We start from the raw sequence: 16,732 nt of genomic DNA, 5'->3' as shown, positions 1-16,732 counted from the left end.
ATATACAAATCGGGATCGGGATCGAAATCGCTATCGCCATCGGAACTCTGAGCCGGCAAAAGCCGATAGCGATTTCGATCCCGATACCAACGTTCACCAACCGGATAACATGAGCTTTTCGTGCGTCACAGGGCGCGCCCAGGCGCATGCGGGACTGTTCCAAGGTTGTTACATTCGCACCCGAAGATCTCCTCGTGGAGGACCCAATGAAGTCTTTTCTGGCTTCCGCTCTCGTCGTCTTGAGTTCGCTGGCCCTTTTCGGCCAGCCCGGGCCCGCTTTTGACGACTACTTTATCGACAGGGCCATGCGCCTCGATCTCTATCTGACTGGTGACGCAAAAGATGAGATCATCACGCTGGACAAGATCCATCAGGAGGGGATCTGGCCCGAGAATCCCAACCACCTGCTCGAGCCTTTCAACAACGGGCGGTATGCGGTCAAGGTTTATGACCTGGCTTCGAATCGACTGATCTATTGGCGGGGCTTTGACTGCATGTTCGGCGAGTACCGGACCACAACGCCCGCCCTCAACGGCGTCAGACGCACGTTGGAGCGCTCGCTGCGGGTGCCGTTCCCCAAGCGTCCTGTCCGTCTGTCAGTCGAGACCCGCGACAAGCAGAACGTGCTCCATTCCCTCTTCGAGCAGAAGATCGACCCGTCTGATGTCGACATCATCAAAGAAACGGTCGATTCCGGGGACTACGTTTACGAGGGGGTAAAAAGCGGCGATCCGCATAAATGTGTGGATCTGGCGTTTCTGGCCGAAGGCTACACCGCGGCCGAAAAGGAAAAGTTCAAATCAGACGTCGATCGCTTTGCCGGGTACCTCTTCACCATCGAGCCCTACAAGACCCTCAAGAACAGGTTCAACATTTACGGCGTCATGAGGGCATCGCCCGAGAGTGCCATGGATGAGCCCCGGCAAGGCGTTTTCAGGAAGACCATTCTCAATGCCTCTTTCAATGCATTCGGCACGGACCGGTACATGCTGACGGGGGAGAACCGCCGGGCGCGCGAGATTGCCGCACAGGTGCCCTATGATGCCGTGGTTATCCTGGTCAACAGCAGGCGTTACGGCGGCGGCGGCATCTATGACGATTACTGCATCACGACGGTCGACAACGCGGCCAGCTTCAAGGTGTTCATTCACGAGTTCGGCCACTCGTTCGCGGGGCTCGCGGATGAATACTATTCCTCCGATGTCGCCTACAATGAATTCTACCCCAAAGGCGTTGAGCCGCTGGAGCCGAACATTACCGCCCTGCTGGATCCGACACACGTGAAATGGCAAGACCTTCTGTCACCCGGCATCCGGATCCCCACGGAGTACGGGAAAGATCAGAAGGAAAGCCTGTTCCTGGACCGGCGCCGGAACGCTGCGGAGCAGACCAGGGAGATCGAGCAGGCCAAACAGAAGCGAGCTTCCGACGCTGAAATAAGAGCCATCCAGGAGAAGTATGCAGCCAAGGCGAAGGAGATTGCCGCTCAGATTGCGGCAATCGACAAGCAGTACGCCGGCCTGGTGGACAAGGTCGGTGTCTTCGAAGGCGCCGGCTATGCGGCCAAAGGTCTGTATCGTCCCATGATGAACTGCATCATGATTTCCAACCCGAAGGATGAATTCTGCCTGGTCTGTCAGAAGGCAATCGCCCGTATGATCGATTACTACAGCGGCCAGTAGCGCGGGTCGGCGCCGGCGTGAGCGAATAGGCGGTCCCAGGCTCGAGGATTGGGGTAGCAGAGCACCGAGCTCACCATCAGTCGGCGAACTTCCGCACGGCTGACCTTGATCCGGCACCGGTCGTCAAGCACGTTGCCGGCGCGCAGACGCGCCAACGTCTTCACTCCGATCAGAGCCGGCCATGCGCAGGCCAGACGCACACGCATCTGGCCGCGGGGCAGAGCGTTCGTATAGGCCCAACCCGCCCCGAGGAGGCCGCGGGCCTGTTCGAGGTAACCTGCATAGAGCGGCCGGAAACGGCCCATTTCACGGGCATCCAGCAACGCTGCCGGCTCCAGGCCGCAGATCCCGAGGCGCGTGCGGGGAATATAGCAGCGTCCCTGACGCAGGTCCTTTGGCAGATCGCGCAAAATGTTCACAAGCTGCAGGCCTTTTCCAAACCGGATGCCGTTCGTCAGCAAAAACGTGTCGTCCAACTCTGCCTTGGCGAAGAGATGAGCACGGCACATCCTTGTCCAGAATTCTCCCACGCAGCCGGCCACGCTATAGGTGTATTCCTCGAGATCATTGTCGGTTTCGAGTGCCGCAAGCCGGTCAGAACTGGCGCCACCGAAGCGAACAAGGTCCGTCTCCTGTCCGCGGATTATGGTGTCCAGCAGCTCGCGAATGCGCTGACGATCCTCGCGCCTCAGGGCACCCAACGCCTCGAGAGTTTCCCGGGCATTTTCGAGCAACGCCTTCTCTGCGGCTGATCCCGGGCCTGTGGGCACCTCCTGGGCTGCGGCGAGATCGCCGAAATCAGGCGCCTGCGCGGGGCGATCCTCAGCAAGCGCCTGGATTGCTGCCTGCATCTCGCGCAGAGCAGCCCGACGGTGACCGACGGACACCAGCCGCGTGTCGGCGATGGTGTCGGTCAAACGCGCGAGCAGGTATGCCAGGCCGATCTGCGGGCGAATTGCGGCGGGCAGCACACGGAGAGTCAGGTAGAAAGAACGCGAGACCTCTCTAAGCAGATCGCTCCACTGTTCCACGACATGTCCGGGCATGCCCGCATTGAAGCATACAATCCCCGCCGAGCAAAGATCCGAATCGTGCTTAAGAAGATTACCAAAGGTTCCAGTTTTCTTCCGGCGCAAGATCGGCTAGCATTCATGGGCTGACAGGGTCGCAGTCCTGAGAAATTCGGCGCATCAACTGGCACCGAGCAAAAACACCGGTCCCAAGGAGATATCTGCAGTAGCTAAAACAGAGGAGATAGAAATGGCAAGAGACAATTACTTCTTCACATCGGAATCCGTCACCGAAGGGCACCCCGACAAGGTCTGCGATCAGATCTCAGACGCCGTGTTGGATGATATTTTGAGAGTGGACAAACGGGGGCGGGTGGCCTGCGAGACCTTCATCACAGTTGGGTTGGTGGTGGTCGGAGGGGAAATCACGACCGATTCCTATGTCGATGTTCCCGGACTGGTACGAAATCTGATCCGCGATATCGGCTACACCGATCCCAAGTACGGCTTCAACCACTCCACTTGCGCCATCCTGAACGCCATCGGCACGCAATCTCCCGACATCGCGCAGGGCGTCGATGTAGGGGGCGCCGGCGACCAGGGACTCATGATGGGGTATGCGATCAACGAGACGAAAGAGCTGATGCCCCTCCCCATCATGCTCGCGCACAAGATTACCCAGCGTCTGGCCGAAGTGAGGAGAAAGAGGATCCTTCCTTACTTGGGACCCGACGGCAAGAGCCAGGTCACGGTAGAATATGAAAACGGCAAGCCGAAACGCGTCGACACGGTCGTAGTGTCCAGCCAGCACACCGAAGATATCCTGGACAGGACAGGCGAACGCATTACCAATCGGGCCAGGGAAGAGGTCATCCAGAATGTCGTGCTGAAGTCGATCCCCAAAAGATACATCGATGCCCGGACCAAGTATCTGGTCAATCCCACCGGCAAGTTCGTCATCGGCGGTCCCCAGTCGGATACCGGTATGACGGGGCGCAAGATCATCGTCGATACGTATGGCGGTTCGGCTCCCCATGGGGGCGGCGCGTTTTCCGGCAAGGATCCGACCAAGGTCGATCGCTCAGCCTGCTACATGGCGCGTCACATCGCCAAGAACATCGTGGCTGCCGGGTTGGCCACGGCCTGCAACGTCCAACTCGCATATGCCATCGGTGTGGCCAAGCCGGTGAGCGTGCTTATCAGCACCAAGGGCAATGGGGATGTCCCCGACTGGCGGTTGACGCAGATCGTGCAGAAACAGTTCGATCTCACCCCCAAGGGGATCATCGAATACCTCAACCTGCTGCGCCCGATCTACTGCAAGACCGCTGCCTACGGCCACTTCGGACGAGAGCTGCCAGAGTTCACCTGGGAGAAGACGCACCGGGTCAAAGATCTTCTGAAAAATGCCTAGGATCCATAAACCTCCAGGACTCAAAGACTCTAAGACTCAAAGAATCTGTTTTTTTGAGTCGCGGAGTCTTTGGGTCTTTGAGTTCACTGGATAATCACGCGACGAATGCCATCCTGAGTTTTTTTGTTCCCTCCTGATTTGACGAATCAGGAAGAGTCCGTTAACCTGATTTATTCATGAAGCAGAACCGCACGCCGACCAGCACGGGACGGTCGCCGTCGGCCAGCGTTTTCCGCGTCCAAAACTGCATTTTGGTCGCACATTCATGAATCGTCCGGGTTAAGCTTGCTCCGGCAAATCGGAATGCTCTATAAGTGTGCGGTCGTGGGAAGCTTGTGTGCTCTCGCGCGCAGATGAGGTGACCATGTCTGAAATTGTGTTGTTGGGCGATGAGGCGGTAGCGCTCGGCGCGGTCCATGCAGGGCTCACGGCTGCCTATGCGTATCCCGGAACTCCATCGACCGAGATTCTCGAGTTCCTGATCCGCCATGAGGCCAGGCACGGACGGCCTCACGCGGCCTGGTGCGCGAACGAGAAAACAGCTTACGAAAATGCCCTGGGAGTATCCCTCGCAGGCCGGCGCGCCCTGGTCTCGATGAAACACGTGGGATTAAACGTCGCGGCGGATCCGTTCATCAATTCGGCGCTGGTTGCCATCTACGGCGGGCTCGTCGTGGCTGTGGCGGATGATCCCGGAATGCACAGCTCCCAGAATGAGCAGGACAGCCGCTTCTATGCGGACTTCGCGCGCGTCATTTGTTTCGAACCCGCAAATCAGCAGGAAGCCTACGATATGATGCGGGATGCCTTCGACCGGTCTGAGCGATTCGAGATCCCGGTGATGATCCGGCTGGTAACCCGCCTGGCGCACAGCCGGACGGTTGTGCGGACCGGAGAACCGACGCCGGAGAAGCCGCCGGCCAAGTCCCGCGACACCGCGTCCTCTTGGGTTCTGATGCCGCATATTGCGCGGCGGCGCTGGCATGGGCTCCTGTTGCGCTACAAGGACATGCTCGCCTGCACGGAAGCATCGCCTTACAACACGCTCAGGCTCAACCAAGAGCAGCGCGATCTCGGTGTCATCACGACCGGCATCGCACGCAACTACTTCGTAGAAAATCTCGAAGATCTCGGTTTTGAGCCGTCACACCTGCACGTGGGCGTATATCCGATTCCCGTTGAGAAAGTCCGCAGGCTGGCCGCGCATGTGAAGAGGCTCGTGATTTTCGAGGAAGGATACCCCTACCTGGAGCGTCAGCTGCGCGGGATCATCCCGCCGGCCGTCGAGATCCAGGGCAAGGAATCGGGACATGTCCCGGCAGAAGGTGAGCTCAATCCCGACATCGTACGCCGGGCACTGGGGCTGAGGGAGAGGAAGGGTCCGGAGATCCCCGGGCTGGCGCTCGCAAACCGTCCTCCACAGTTCTGCGCCGGATGCCCGCATGCCGACACCCTGAAGGCACTCAAGCTGGCCCTGGCAGGTTACCGGGAACCGATAGTCACTTCGGATATCGGCTGCTATACGCTGGGCGCGCTGCCGCCGCATTCGGCCGTGGAAACGTGCGTGTGCATGGGAGCCTCGATTGGAATGGCCAAAGGAGCCGCAGAGGCCGGCCTCCATCCTGTGGTCGCCGTCATCGGCGACAGCACGTTCCTGCATTCGGGTGTCACGCCGCTCATGGATGCGGTCACGGCCAAAGCGAACATCACTCTCATCATTGCCGACAACGGGACCGTGGCCATGACGGGCACCCAGCCGACGATTCTGCCCCAGCCCCAGCTCGAGCAGGTGATCCTTGGCGTCGGGGTGGATCCCGCGCACTTCCACGTGCTCAGCGCCCACCCGAAGCAGGCCGACAGGAATGTGGAGATTCTCAAACAGGAGATCGAGCATCGCGGTCTATCGGTCATCATTGCCCGGCGCGAGTGCCTGGAGGCAGTCAAGGAATCGAAGAAGGGAGGCGCCGCATGAAGTATGATATCGTGCTGGCAGGCGTTGGAGGGCAAGGGGTCCTGTCGCTGGCTATGGCGATTGCGTCCGGCGCCATGGAAGAAAAACTCTGCGTAAAGCAGGCGGAGGTTCACGGAATGGCCCAGAGGGGCGGCGCCGTGATGGCGACACTGCGCCTGGCCGACCGCGAGATTGCCAGCGATCTGATCCCGCGTGGAACGGCCTCGATGATTCTCAGCATGGAGCCGATGGAGAGTCTTCGTTACCTCGGATACCTTTCCGCGCAAGGCAGCCTCGTCACCTCCGCGAATCCGGTGCGCAACATTCCTGACTATCCAGATCTGAACCATTTGCTCGACCATATCCGGAAAATTCCGCGCGCGATCATCATTGACGCCGAAAAGCTGGCACGCGAGGCAGGATCTGCCCGGGCGACGAACATGGTGATGGTCGGCGCGGCGATGCACCTCCTTCCGATCAAGGCCGAGGCGATAGAATCGGCTGTGCGCGCTATCTTCGCGCGGAAGGGCGAGGAGGTGGTGGACATCAACCTGCGTGCCCTCCGGGCCGGCCGGGAGGCTGCAAAGTAGGCATTTTGCGGAAATCAACTTGCGAGGACCGCAAAGACCACGAAGAATTCTCTTCGTGTTCTTTGAGGCTTACATTGTGGAGGTGGCCATGAAGACAGAAAGGTCTCGAGTCGCATTGTCGCTCTTCGTTTTTCTGGCGGTCGGCGTCGCGGCTGCATACGCGCAGGGGCAAATACAGCTGCCGCCGCCCCGGACCGACGGAGGCAAGCCGCTCATGCAGGTGCTGAACGAGCGCAAATCAGCGCGCGAATTCAGTTCGGAGAAACTGCCCCTGCCGACGCTTTCGAACCTGCTCTGGGCGGCTTTCGGAATCAACCGTGCCACCGGCCAGCGAACTGCTCCCTCTGCGAACAACAGGCAGGAAATTGACGTCTATGTCGCGACTGCAGACGGCCTCTATCTTTACGATGGGAAGGCGAACCAGCTCAAACAGATTCTGGCGGAGGACATCCGGGCGCTCTGCGGCACGCAGGCATTCGTCAAGGATGCGCCTGTCAACCTCATATATGTGGCCGATCTTGCCAAGGCCGGCCGGACCCGGTCCGAGGACATCGAATTCTACTCCGGCGCCAACACGGCTTTCATCGCACAGAATGTCTATTTGTTTTGTGCCTCGGAGGGGCTGGCGACCGTGGTGCGTGCCAACATTGACAGGTCCGCCCTGGCGAAAGCGATGAAGCTCCGCACGGACCAGAAGATCGCTTTGTCCCAAACGGTAGGCTATCCGAAGAAGTAGTGGATCTTGGAGTGCGGCAACTTGTTGCCGCGTTTGGGTGAAGCGCTGCAGGTTGCGAAGATAAACAAGGCGCAGGCGAGCCTGCGCACTCCAACGACTTTGGCTCCTTATGCCTGATGAAAAGAAGATGCCAGAAGCACTTCTCCGCCAGCTGAACCACCTGACGGAAGAGCTGGAGAATTTCGAGCAAATTGCGTTGAAATTGAAGCCGGAGCCGGGCGAGATCCCCAAGCTTCCAGGCATCGACGTTTTCGGCACGACGATCCCGCTTGCCGGCGCTATTGGCGGTGATCATATCATCTACATCGATTTCCAGCAGAGGCATGACCTGGATGCGCGTATCGAGCAGGCGCGGGAAAGAGGACAGCCCCAGATCGCAGCAAAGCTCGAGGAGATGAAACAAACCGCGGGTGTCCTGCTTGCCGATGTTTCGGGCCACAGGATAACGGATGCGGTTCTGGCAGCCATGCTGCATCAGGCGTTTCTCCTCGGGGCCGTCTACGAGCTCGAAATGTCCGGCACGATTACGACCAGGCTTTTCGAGAACATCAACAATCGGTTTTACCGTTCCTCCAGCGTTCGCAAGTTCCTGACCATGATCTACGGCGAGATCCACGTGAGCGGCACGTTCCGATTCATATCCGCGGGGCACCATCCGCCGCTTGTGTTTTCGAATGAATTCGACCGGTTTGTGGATATCCATCCGGACCTACTGATCAGCTATCCCCCAATCGGCACCATGCCCTCGAAGACCGATCCCGATCTGTCCCGGCGTCCTTCGGCTCTTGGTTACAAGGACAAGTACACCGTCAACGAACTCAAACTGATGTCTCCGGGGGACATTCTGGTGCTCTACACGGACGGATTGAAGGAGCACGAGAACGATCACGAGAACTACTTCCCCGACAGATTCGAGTCCAAGATCAGAGAGTTCAAGCGGGAGTCTGCCCGCCGCATCCTCGAAGAGGTCAGCCGTGACCTGCTCGCCTTCGCGCTCCCGGCCGATGATGTCAGCTGCGTGCTTATCAAGAAAAACTGATCAGCCACCACGCAGAATATCAACGCTGAAGGCGCAGAGAACAGATATGTATATTCTCTGTGTTCTCTGCGCTAAGATTCCTTGATTGCGGCTATGCTGTTCGTCTGGCCGGAACGGTGGCTCCTATGATGGAGTTCAGGACCTTTGGCCCACAGCACCTGACCGTGCTTCTCATACTCCTCGCTCTGGGCATCCTGGTAGCCTGGGGAGGATCGCGGCTGCGCGGCAAGACAAGAATCCGGTTCGGCTGGGCCCTGGGCTTCCTGCTTTTGGGCTATGCGTTGGCCCTTTACCTCCAGGAAGCCATGATGGGAGGGCTGCATGGAAGCTACTCGCTGCCCATGCAGCTGTGCGACTGGGTTCTGATTGCCTGTCTGGTGACCCTGATCCGTCCGAACGTCCTCGCTTCCGAGATCGCCTATTTCTGGGGTCTCGGCGGCACGCTCCAGGCCGTGCTCACGCCTGATGTCACGACCGGATTCCCATCGTGGAGGTTCATACAGTTTTTCTGGGGGCACGGCATCACGCTGCTGTGCATCGTTTACATTATTGTCGCGCAGCACTTCCGGCCGCGTCCCCGAAGCGTCCTCAGGATGATGATTGCCGTCAACATCTACGGTCTGTCTGCTCTGGGTCTCGATCTTGCGTTCGGATGGAACTACGGATTCCTTCTGCACAAGCCGGCGGAGCCCTCTCTCTTAGACTATTTGGGGCCATGGCCCTGGTATCTGATTTCCGCCGAGATCCTCGGCCTGGCAAGTTTTTTGCTGCTGGCGCTGCCGTGGAAGATCCTGGATGGCATTCGTGCCGGGAAACAGACTGCGCAGACCGGCATCAACGTCCTTTGATGTGGTAGAGGGCTCCGCGATTCACACTCGCAGCCTTGTTATTGAAATGACGCGACCACCGGCGCGTGGTCGGATGGTTTTTCGCCTTTGCGTTCGGCACGATCGATCTCAACGGCTATGCACCGCTGCGCCAAAGGCGCGCTCACCAGAATGTGATCGATGCGCAGGCCCCAACCGCGGTGAAATGCGCCGGCCCGGTAATCCCACCAGGTGTATAGACCGCCTTCCTGGTGGTGGATGCGCAGGGCGTCCTGGAATCCCCAGTCGACGATGGTGCGCAAGGCCGCCTTCTCCGGGTCACTGAACAGGATTTGCCCGCGCCACTGCTCGGGATCCCAGACGTCGCGATCTTCGGGTGCGACATTGAAATCGCCGCAAATCAAAACCTCGCTCCGCGGGTCATGGCGGTCCAGCAGCTCGCGCAGCCGGCGATACCAGTCGAGCTTGTACGCGTACTTGTCCGACCCCACGGTCTGGCCGTTCGGGGCGTAGATGCCCATGATGCGCGTGCCGCCGATGGTCGCCGCCAGCACGCGGCTGTCGGCCCCGGCGGGATCACCAGGGAGATCATGGATGACGTCGGTTGCGGGCAGGAGCGTCAGGATGGCCACGCCGTTGTAGGTCTTCTGCCCGTGCACCAGGCACCGGTAGCCCAGTTCTTCCAGGGGCCCGGCGGGGAACTCCTCGTCCACCACCTTGATTTCCTGGAGGCAGACCACCGACGGCTTTCTTCTTTCCAGCCAGGTCAGCAGCCGCGGCAGGCGGATCCGGATTGAGTTGACGTTCCAGGTGGCTACGGTCAGCATGGTTCCCCCTCGGGCCTGGCTGTGCCCGGTGTGCCGATTCACGAACCGGAGTTCCTCCGGATTCCCTGCATCAGTGCCCCCTGCTCATGCTGCGATGGACTCGCAGGCTCCGGCATTGGTGGGCCCTCAGCGCCGGTAGCGCCCCATGAGCTGTGCCTCCGCGAGGATGTGCCCCTTCATGGCGCTCTCCACGCCGGCCTTGCCCGCACCCGCCGGCAGATTTAGTTTCGCATCCAGGGCGTAGAGCTTGAAATAATAGCGATGCGGGGCGCCCCGGGGCGGACAGGGCCCGCCATAACCGGGCTTGGCAAAATCGTTCCGGCCCTGCCGCGTGCCATCCTTGAGTTCCGATTCCTTCGGCACTCCTTCGGGCAGTTCGCGTGCCTGCGCCGGCAGATTGTAGATCACCCAATGAACCCAAGTGCGGCCCGGGGCGTCCGGGTCATCCATGATCAGGCTGAAGCTCTGCGTGCCGGCCGGCGGGTCACTCCAGTTCAGCGCCGGCGAGACATCGGCGCCGTCGCAGGTGTGTTTTCTTGGTATGTCGCCCTCGTGCGTGAACGCGGGGCTTTTCAAACTGAGGGTCATGGCTTTGCCTCCCGTGACTGAACGTCCGGCGGCGCCGCTGCACAACAGCAGCGCTGCGAGCAGCGGGCCGCACACTCTAGTGCTGGTTTTCATGGCGCGCATTCCCATAGTTCAGCAAATGAATGATTTTTTCCTCTGGATCGACAAAGAACGGACCAGACAGCCTGCCTGGAGTCCTCTTTCCAGGCTTCGATCAATTATAAGACACCAGCACCCCAAACGCGAACGGCACCCCTTGCGTGCACGGGGCTTCACAAAACGCATACAGGCTATGGATGAATTGTCGATATTGGCTTATGATGCTTGCCATACGCCGTGGGGGTGGCGTTCCCTCCGTCCTCGAGAAAGCTTCGGAATCTTCTTTATCGAAAGAGACTACATATGAAAGCTCGATTGCTCTCGGCGATCATGACCACACTGTTGCTGCAGGCCGCGGCTGGCGGCCCAGTGCAGCAGCAGGCGCGGATCCAAGGTTTTTCCCCGCAGGGAACGGTCAAGCGCATCCGCCAGGTCCGGGTGCTCTTTTCGGAGCCCATGGTTCCCCTCGGCGACCCGCGGGTGGTCGCACTCCCCTTCGACATTTCCTGCCCGGTGCCGGGGACGCCCCGCTGGGCCGACGAGCGCAACTGGATCTACGATTTTGACCGCGACCTCCAGGCCGGGATGCGCTGCGAGTTCCGACTCAAGGAAGGGGTGCGCACCCTGGCGGGCCGGGACATTACCGGGCAGCGCAGCTTCAGTTTTTCCACGGGCGGGCCCGCGATTCTCAGGAGCAACCCCGACGAAGGCTCCGAAGCCATTGAGGAAGACCAGACATTCATCCTGGAACTCGACGGCACGCCCACGGAGGCGTCCGTTCTGGAGCATGTTTCCCTCGCCATCACGGGGATTGCAAACCGGGTTGGTGTGCGCATCGTCGTCGGCAGCGAGAGGGACGAGATCGTCAAATCCGAATATCGCTATGACAAGGCGCCCGAGCATCTTCTCTTGTTGCAGGCACGGCAGAAGCTGCCTGCCAGCACCCGTGTCAGCCTGGTTTGGGGGAGGGGCGTCGCATCCACCAGCGGCATTGCCACCGAGCAGGACCAGATCCTGCTGTTCGTTACGCGTTCGCCCTTTACGGCGCGGTTTTCCTGTTCGAGAGAGAATCCCGAGGCTCAATGCGTCCCGATTACCCCCATGGGCGTGAATTTCTCCGGCTCGGTAGCGTGGAGCGTGGCGAGCAAGGTGGTCTTGAAGGGACCGGGCGGCAAACAGTGGTCGCCGCAGAAGGAATCCTCGCAGGACCCGAATGCGTTTGTGAATTGGGTCCAGTTCAAGGGCCCTTTCCCTGAACTGTCGACCTTTACCGTCGAGTTGCCGCCTGCCATCAAGGACGACTCGGGGCGGGAGCTCACCAACGCGGACAAATACCCGCTCACGGTCAAGACCGATGCCTACCCCCCGCTGGCGAAGTTCGCGGCCCCCTTCGGCATTCTGGAGCTCAAGGCCAACCCGCCGCTCCTTCCCGTCACCCTGCGGAACGTCGAGCCCGTAATCGCAGGCCGCATGATGGGTGTGGTCGAAGGGCAGGAGAACGTCGACCCGCCGAGAGAACTGGAGATCGGTGTGAACGAGCGCGTTGAAGCCAAGCTCCAGGGGAAGATCTACAGCGTGCCGGCCAACACCGCGAACGAGATGCTGTTCTGGATCAAGAAGGTAAGCAACCGGTCCCACGAGGATCGGGACAAATCGGTGTTTGGCCCCGCCACGGGCGCGCGCGCGAAATCGTTCAGCGTGCCCAAGCTTCAGGGCGCCAAGGCTTTCGAGGTCCTGGGAATCCCTCTCAAGGCGCCGGGATTTTATGTGGTCGAGATCGAGAGCGAACTCCTGGGCGCCGCGCTGTTGGGCCAGCCCAAACCGATATACGTCCCGACCACCGTGCTGGTCACAAACCTTTCCGTGCACTTTAAGTGGGGCGGCGAGTCTTCGATTGTCTGGGTGACGACTCTGGACGGCGCCAAGCCGGTAGCCCAGGCGGCGGTCCAGATCCGGGATTGCGAAGGGAAGGTGCGTTGGGAGGGCAACACCGGTCGCGATGGCATCGCGCGCCCCGGCGGGCTTCCCTCTGCAGGTGAACTCCCCCGCTGCTCATACGATCGTTTCGACAATGGGCTAGTCATTTCAGCCCGGGCGGGAGACGACATGTCCCTGGTGCACACGTCCTGGGACGAAGGGATCGAGCCCTGGCGATTTCAGCTGCCGACCGAGTGGGAACCGAACCGCGAGGTCGTGCACACCATTTTCGACCGCACGCTGTTCCGGCCCGGCGAGACTGTGCACATGAAGCACATCGTGCGCCGGCGCGTCCTGGCTGGCTTTGCCCGCCTGCCCGAGAACGAAATCGGCAGCACGCTGCAGATCAGCCATCAGGGGACCAGCCAGAAGTACGATCTCCCGCTTAAGTGGAGCCCCGACGGCAGTGCCGAGAGCAGCTGGACCATCCCCAAAGAGGCAAAACTCGGATTTTACTATGTAGGCTTTAACCTAGCGGCCGGCGCGACTGGCGGCGCCCGCCCGGGCCGCCCGGTTTACCTGTCCGGTGGCAGCTTCCGGGTTGAAGAATACCGCGTCCCGCTGATGAAGGCGATCATTCGCGCCCCATCGGCAGACCTCGTAGCGCCGTCGGCGATCCCGGTGGATCTGACAGTGACCTATCTGGGCGGGGGCGGCGCCGGCCGGCTGCCGGTCAAATTCCGCTATCTCGTAGAGCCCCGTTACGTCCCTGCACCCCCGGCCTTCGACAGTTTCAACTTCGCCACCGGCAGGGTGCGCGAAGGCCTGGTCCGCGGCGGATCCGAAGAGATGCAGCAGGAAGAGTATCCCGTGCAAAGCGTGGACCTTGCCCTGGACCGAACCGGATCGGCCAGGACGAACCTCACCGGGCTGCCCAAGATTGATACGCCGATGGGAATTCTGGCGGAGCTGGACTTCAAAGATCCCAACGGGGAAGTGCAGACCGCATCTTCCCGGATTCCTCTGTGGCCGTCATCGTGGCTGATCGGCATCAAGCCCGACAGCTGGGCGCTTTCCCGCCAGGCCGTCAAGTTCCAGGTGGCGGTCGCGGACCTGTCGGGCAAGCCGGTGGCGGGGGCGCCGGTCAAGGTCGATCTCTTCCAGCGCAAGACCTACTCCCACCGGAAGCGCCTGGTGGGCGGCTTCTACGCCTACGAGCACACGACGGAGATCAGCAGGCTCCAGGCCCTGTGTTCGGGCAAGACCGACAGGCGCGGCCTGCTGCTGTGTGAAAGGCCGGTCACCGCATCCGGCAGCCTGATCCTGGAAGCGGTCACCGTCGACGGCGCGGGGCGCGAGGCCGCGACCCATCAGGAAGTGTGGATTGCGGGCCCGGATGACTGGTGGTTTGCCACCGAAGACAGCGACCGCATGGATGTGATCCCGGAAGCGAAACATTACGAGCCCGGCGCCAAGGCTCGCTTTCAGGTGCGCATGCCTTTCCGCAAGGCCACCGCCCTCATCACCGTGGAGCGCGAAGGAGTGGCGGAGACGATCATCAAGGAGCTTTCGGGTAAAGAGCCGGTGATCGAGTTGCCGGTCAAGGGGAGCTGGGCGCCCAATGTCTTCATTTCAGTCCTGGCCGTGCGCGGCCGGATAAGCGACGTGCAACCCACGGCAACCGTGGATCTCGGGCGGCCCGCATTCCGCTTGGGGATCGCCGAAATCCAGGTTGGATGGAAGACTCACGAGCTCAAGGTGAGTGTCGCCACGGACCGGCCGGTCTACAAGGTGCGGGACAAGGCGCAGGCGAAAATCGCGGTTGCCACCGCAGACGGCCAACCGCTGCCGCCGGGGAGCGAGGTGGCGGTGGCGGCCGTCGACGAGGGGCTGCTCGAGCTCATGCCCAACGCAAGCTGGAATCTGTTGAGCGAACTGATGGGCAGGCGCAGTTACGGCGTGCAGACTTTCACGGCCCAGATGAACGTGATCGGCAAACGGCACTTCGGTTTGAAGGCCCTGCCCCAGGGGGGCGGAGGGGGGAAGGCGCAGACGCGCGAGCTTTTCGACACGCTGCTGCTGTGGAAAGGACGCCTCAAGCTTGATGCGCGAGGCGAGGCCGCCATCGAAATTCCGCTCAACGATTCTCTTACCAGCTTCCGCATCGTCGCGGTGGCAACCGGGGGGGTGGACCGCTTCGGCACCGGGGCGACCTCGATCCGCACGACCCAGGACCTGATCCTATTCTCCGGCATAGCGCCGCTCGTGCGGCAGGGAGACCGGTACGTGTCGACCTTTACCGTGCGCAACACTACAGAGCGCCCGCTGCAGGTGCGCGTCTCCGCCCGGGTCGAGCCCGCGGCAGGGGTGCTGCAGCCCCAGGAGATCTCGCTCGGTTCGGGTGAGTCGAAGGAGATCCGCTGGAATGTTACGGCGCCAAGGGAAACTGAATCGCTCAAATACGAGCTCGAAGCCTCCGCCGAGGGTGGTGCAGGCGATCGCCTGTCTGTGACGCAGAAAATCGTGCCGGCCGTTCCGGTCCGCACGCTGCAGGCCACTCTGATCCAGATCGAGAAAAGCTTCAGGATGGACGTGGAGCGGCCGGCAGATGCGATTCCCGGAATGGGAGGCATCCGCGTCGCATTCCAATCGCGGCTCCTGGACGGATTGTCCGGAGTGGCGGATTACATGAGGCTCTATCCCTACACTTGTCTGGAGCAGATCGTTTCCAAGGCCGTTGCCCTTCGTGATACTGCTCTCTGGGGCAGAATCATGGGACTGTTGCCGGTCTATCTTGACAGCGACGGCCTCGCGAAATATTTCCCCTCCCTGGAATTCGGAAGCGACGAGTTGACGGCTTACGTCATCGCGATTGCCGACGAAGCCGGTTGGGAGATTCCGCAGAAGCCGAAAGAGCGCATGCTCTCCGGCCTCCAAGGGTTTGTGGAAGGGCGCGTGGTGCGTTACTCGGCGCTGCCGACCGCCGACCTGACCATTCGCAAAGTGGCGGCGATCGAAGCTCTGACGCGGACGAATCGGGCGCAACCCGGTTTCCTCTCGTCGTTGACCATTGAGCCCAACCTCTGGCCCACTTCCGCCGTGATCGACTGGTTCAACATCCTGACGCGGATGCCGAACGTGCGCGATCGCGCTGCGCGCCTCCCCGAGGCCCAGCAGATCCTGCGCGCGCGCCTGAACTTTCAGGGCACCACAATGGGATTCTCCACCGAGCGCATGGACATGCTGTGGTGGCTGATGGTATCGGTGGACACCAACGCAGTTCGTCTGCTTCTCAGCGAGTTGAACATCCCTGAATGGAAGCAGGATGTACCAAGACTGGTGCGGGGCGCATTGGGCCGCCAGCGGCGGGGCCACTGGGATACAACGGTCGCCAATGCCTGGGGCGTGCTGGCTATGGAGAAGTTTTCCAAGGTATTCGAGAGCACGCCCGTGACCGGACAAACCACCGCCAGCCTCGCGGGTCGAGCTCAGACGGTCGACTGGCAAACTACCTCCAAGGGAACCGCACTCTCCTTCCCATGGCCTGAGGGACGAAGCGCGCTCGACATCGGCACGCGCGGGACCGGCATGCCGTGGGCCACTATCCAGAGCCTGGCGGCAGTGCCGCTTCGAGAGCCGCTCTCGACCGGCTTCAAGATCCGAAGGACTTTGACGCCCATCGAACAGAAGGAGAGCGGAGTCTGGAACGCGGGCGACATCGTGCGCGTGAAGCTCGACATCGAGTCGCAGGCAGACATGACCTGGGTCGTGGTGAACGATCCCGTGCCGGGCGGCTCTGCGATTCTCGGCTCCGGACTGGGAGGGAGTTCCCGGCTGGCCACGAAAGGTGAACAAAACACCGGCTGGGTGTGGCCCGCGTTTGAAGAGCGCTCGTTCGAAGCCTTCCGCGCTTACTTTCGGTTTGTGCCCAAAGGGGAATGGAGCGTCGAGTACACGATTCGTCTCAACAACGCCGGCGCATTTCAGCTGCCGCCGACGCGGGTGGAGGCGATGTACGCGCCCGAAATGTTTGGAGAACTGCCGAACGCGACCATCCAGGTGAAGTAAGAGGC

At 60.8% G+C, this 16,732-nt stretch carries 11 protein-coding genes; 8 read left to right on the top strand and 3 right to left on the bottom strand.

From position 1 onward, the window contains the following. The first annotated feature begins 206 nt into the window (after nt 1-206). Nucleotides 207-1,682: an IgA Peptidase M64 gene (locus tag LAP85_13110; protein MBZ5497335.1), complete on the top strand. Its 1,476-nt coding sequence runs from the start codon at nt 207-209 to the stop codon at nt 1,680-1,682. On the opposite strand, the gene LAP85_13105 is transcribed toward LAP85_13110, so the two are convergent. Then, on the bottom strand, nt 1,667-2,728 hold the full coding sequence (locus LAP85_13105; GenBank protein MBZ5497334.1) for a squalene/phytoene synthase family protein: 1,062 nt from the start codon (nt 2,726-2,728) through the stop codon (nt 1,667-1,669). The two genes, LAP85_13110 and LAP85_13105, sit on opposite strands and share 16 nt — an antisense overlap. A 214-nt stretch (nt 2,729-2,942) precedes the next feature. Here LAP85_13105 and metK point away from each other — a divergent pair, with 214 nt between their 5' ends. From metK to LAP85_13075, 6 genes are all read left to right on the top strand, one after another. After that, entirely contained in the window at nt 2,943-4,106 is a 1,164-nt protein-coding gene (gene metK, locus LAP85_13100) for a methionine adenosyltransferase (protein MBZ5497333.1), read from the top strand. A gap of 364 nt (nt 4,107-4,470) precedes the next feature. After that, the gene (locus LAP85_13095) at nt 4,471-6,078 is read left to right on the top strand and encodes an indolepyruvate ferredoxin oxidoreductase (GenBank protein ID MBZ5497332.1); all 1,608 of its coding nucleotides are present in this window, start codon (nt 4,471-4,473) and stop codon (nt 6,076-6,078) included. Then, entirely contained in the window at nt 6,075-6,647 is a 573-nt protein-coding gene (locus LAP85_13090; GenBank protein MBZ5497331.1) for an indolepyruvate oxidoreductase subunit beta, read from the top strand. Before LAP85_13095 ends, LAP85_13090 begins: the two co-directional genes overlap by 4 nt. Nucleotides 6,648-6,735: 88 nt before the next feature. Next, nucleotides 6,736-7,383 carry a SagB/ThcOx family dehydrogenase gene (locus LAP85_13085; protein ID MBZ5497330.1) on the top strand — a complete coding sequence of 216 codons (648 nt, stop codon included), beginning with the start codon at nt 6,736-6,738 and terminating at the stop codon, nt 7,381-7,383. Nucleotides 7,384-7,510: 127 nt separating this feature from the next. Next, nucleotides 7,511-8,422: a serine/threonine-protein phosphatase gene (locus LAP85_13080; protein ID MBZ5497329.1), complete on the top strand. Its 912-nt coding sequence runs from the start codon at nt 7,511-7,513 to the stop codon at nt 8,420-8,422. Between the two features lie 125 nt (nt 8,423-8,547). Next, entirely contained in the window at nt 8,548-9,270 is a 723-nt protein-coding gene (locus tag LAP85_13075; protein ID MBZ5497328.1) for a TIGR02206 family membrane protein, read from the top strand. 38 nt (nt 9,271-9,308) lie between these two features. Here the strand turns inward: LAP85_13075 and xth are convergent, their stop codons facing one another. Both xth and LAP85_13065 read right to left on the bottom strand, forming a co-directional pair. Continuing rightward, on the bottom strand, nt 9,309-10,073 hold the full coding sequence (xth, locus tag LAP85_13070; GenBank protein ID MBZ5497327.1) for an exodeoxyribonuclease III: 765 nt from the start codon (nt 10,071-10,073) through the stop codon (nt 9,309-9,311). Nucleotides 10,074-10,202: 129 nt separating this feature from the next. Beyond that, nucleotides 10,203-10,664, bottom strand: coding sequence for a YbhB/YbcL family Raf kinase inhibitor-like protein (locus LAP85_13065; GenBank protein MBZ5497326.1), 462 nt, complete (start codon nt 10,662-10,664; stop codon nt 10,203-10,205). Between the two features lie 381 nt (nt 10,665-11,045). Here LAP85_13065 and LAP85_13060 point away from each other — a divergent pair, with 381 nt between their 5' ends. Then, nucleotides 11,046-16,727: an alpha-2-macroglobulin gene (locus tag LAP85_13060; GenBank protein MBZ5497325.1), complete on the top strand. Its 5,682-nt coding sequence runs from the start codon at nt 11,046-11,048 to the stop codon at nt 16,725-16,727. Nucleotides 16,728-16,732: the final 5 nt, after the last annotated feature.

The organism is Terriglobia bacterium (assembly GCA_020072565.1).
In the GTDB taxonomy this organism is placed as follows: Bacteria; Acidobacteriota; UBA6911; order UBA6911; family UBA6911; genus JAFNAG01.
The sequence above is the reverse complement of the archived record's forward strand: the minus strand, read 5'-3'. Positions and strand labels throughout refer to the sequence as shown.

Coding starts and splice junctions, on each gene's coding strand:
- LAP85_13095 (MBZ5497332.1), top strand. CDS start 4,471: ATGTCTGAAATTGTGTTGTTGGGCGATGAGGCGGTAGCGCTCGGCGCG.
- metK (MBZ5497333.1), top strand. CDS start 2,943: ATGGCAAGAGACAATTACTTCTTCACATCGGAATCCGTCACCGAAGGG.
- LAP85_13110 (MBZ5497335.1), top strand. CDS start 207: ATGAAGTCTTTTCTGGCTTCCGCTCTCGTCGTCTTGAGTTCGCTGGCC.
- LAP85_13085 (MBZ5497330.1), top strand. CDS start 6,736: ATGAAGACAGAAAGGTCTCGAGTCGCATTGTCGCTCTTCGTTTTTCTG.
- LAP85_13105 (MBZ5497334.1), bottom strand. CDS start 2,728: ATGCCCGGACATGTCGTGGAACAGTGGAGCGATCTGCTTAGAGAGGTC.
- LAP85_13075 (MBZ5497328.1), top strand. CDS start 8,548: ATGATGGAGTTCAGGACCTTTGGCCCACAGCACCTGACCGTGCTTCTC.
- LAP85_13080 (MBZ5497329.1), top strand. CDS start 7,511: ATGCCAGAAGCACTTCTCCGCCAGCTGAACCACCTGACGGAAGAGCTG.
- LAP85_13090 (MBZ5497331.1), top strand. CDS start 6,075: ATGAAGTATGATATCGTGCTGGCAGGCGTTGGAGGGCAAGGGGTCCTG.
- LAP85_13060 (MBZ5497325.1), top strand. CDS start 11,046: ATGAAAGCTCGATTGCTCTCGGCGATCATGACCACACTGTTGCTGCAG.
- LAP85_13065 (MBZ5497326.1), bottom strand. CDS start 10,664: ATGACCCTCAGTTTGAAAAGCCCCGCGTTCACGCACGAGGGCGACATA.